Origin of the sequence: Alteromonas antoniana, from assembly GCF_019249295.1 — a bacterium.
In the GTDB taxonomy this organism is placed as follows: Bacteria; Pseudomonadota; Gammaproteobacteria; order Enterobacterales; family Alteromonadaceae; genus Alteromonas; species Alteromonas antoniana.
This window is the reverse complement of record NZ_JAESDH010000069.1, coordinates 1-1493: the sequence shown is the minus strand read 5'-3', so window position 1 is coordinate 1493 and position 1493 is coordinate 1. Positions and strand designations below refer to the sequence as shown.

Genomic DNA, 1493 nt, shown 5'->3' with positions numbered 1-1493 from the left:
CAACCATCGGTGGTCTTCAATGAATTACGAAGAACAGCTTAATTTAGCGAGTGGTGCACTTCGGAGTTGAATCCGCGAGTACAAGTAAGTGATAACTCCTGACGAAAAAGCAGTCACTTTTCCCGGGCAGCCCCTTTAATTACTTGTCGTTAAAACAAAATTACAATTCGTTAAGGGATACATCTACCACTGTTTCATAAAGTGCTTCAATATCTTTCCATTTAATTCGAAACTGGTTTCTCTTTTTGGGTTTCCATTTGCCATTAACTAGTTTCATGTTGATGCCTGGATCATAGTAAACAGCTTGGACAAATAGAGAGTGAAGATAGTTTTTTATGCCAGCACCTTCAGCCAGTCTAATTGAAGGTCCAAACTGGAAAGATATTCCGTAATTGTCCTGTTTGCTGTAAGAGACGAAGCAGGTTCTCGAATGCTTTTTCTTCCAGTGTTCAAGTATTTTACTAAATGTCCAGCCAGCGGCTACTTTCCCGCTTTCATCAACTAAAATCAGCCCTCCGTCAGGGTCGGTAATTTCCTTTTTATCAGGATCGTAGCCATCCATCATGAGTAATAACTTAGTCCGTTTATTCAGCAAGTTGTTTTTATGAATACTGGCAAAATCCAGCCTCTCAGGGTTATTTGACCACCCATAGTTTCGCAGAAAGTCCTCAAGACTGTGTGTATAAAGCCCTAAATTGGGCTCCGGAGTCATAAGGGTTACCACACTCCCTGAATGTGCTTTCAGTTCCCAGTCTTTAAAATCAGGTTCTGCTACACCGTTAGGTGATATTCCGAAAAGGCTCTCAAGAGTAAATCCAGCGCCGTTTTGAGCAACATATGGAATGACCTCGCCGTTTTTGATTCGCTGAGAGGGAACCAGTCCCATTTCATATATTTCTTTCAGTTTATTTAACAGGTCTGATTTTGTATCTACAGCATCATCGTCTAAATCATAAAATACTGTTGCAATAGCCGGATACTGGCTAGCTTCCACCATTGCATTTACGGTCAACGAAACTTCATCATCCCAGTGAGTAACGAAGCCAATGACCCGGTCGTCGGCTAAGCCTAAGAATAAAATTCGATGTTTACTCTGCCTAGCCTCTCGTTCCTGCTTGGTAGGCGCTTGCATTAATTGGCTTGGAGAGCTTTTACATTGCTGCAAAAATCCGCTAAAGCGTATTTCCGGATATTTTGGATATAGAATAAGTTGTGCCCCTGGCGCTTTCTCAATTTCACCGTCAGGGGATAACCAGTAAAAATCCAAAGGAGCTTTAAATATTGGGCCTTTCTTGCTCATTCCAGCAGAGTAGATTTCACCCGATGGCAGCAGTTGGAGTGCGTCAAAGCTCCCTCCGAAGTACACTTGTTGCTTGGTGTTATCGTTGTTAGCCAGAGGCTTAAAAACTATTTGAGTTGAATCGACACTAATTTCCTAGACGCCTCTTAGTTAGATAAACTAACTAAAAATACAGAGGTGCATATGAGCGGCA

General features: G+C 41.9%; 1 protein-coding gene. It reads right to left on the bottom strand.

Annotated elements, in window-relative coordinates; all coding sequences use genetic code 11:
- Window positions 1-160: 160 nt before the first annotated feature.
- Window positions 161-1300, bottom strand: coding sequence for an MvaI/BcnI family restriction endonuclease (locus JKP77_RS22080; protein WP_218313329.1), 1140 nt, complete (start codon window positions 1298-1300; stop codon window positions 161-163).
- Window positions 1301-1493: the final 193 nt, after the last annotated feature.

Coding starts and splice junctions, on each gene's coding strand:
- JKP77_RS22080 (WP_218313329.1), bottom strand. CDS start 1,300: ATGAGCAAGAAAGGCCCAATATTTAAAGCTCCTTTGGATTTTTACTGG.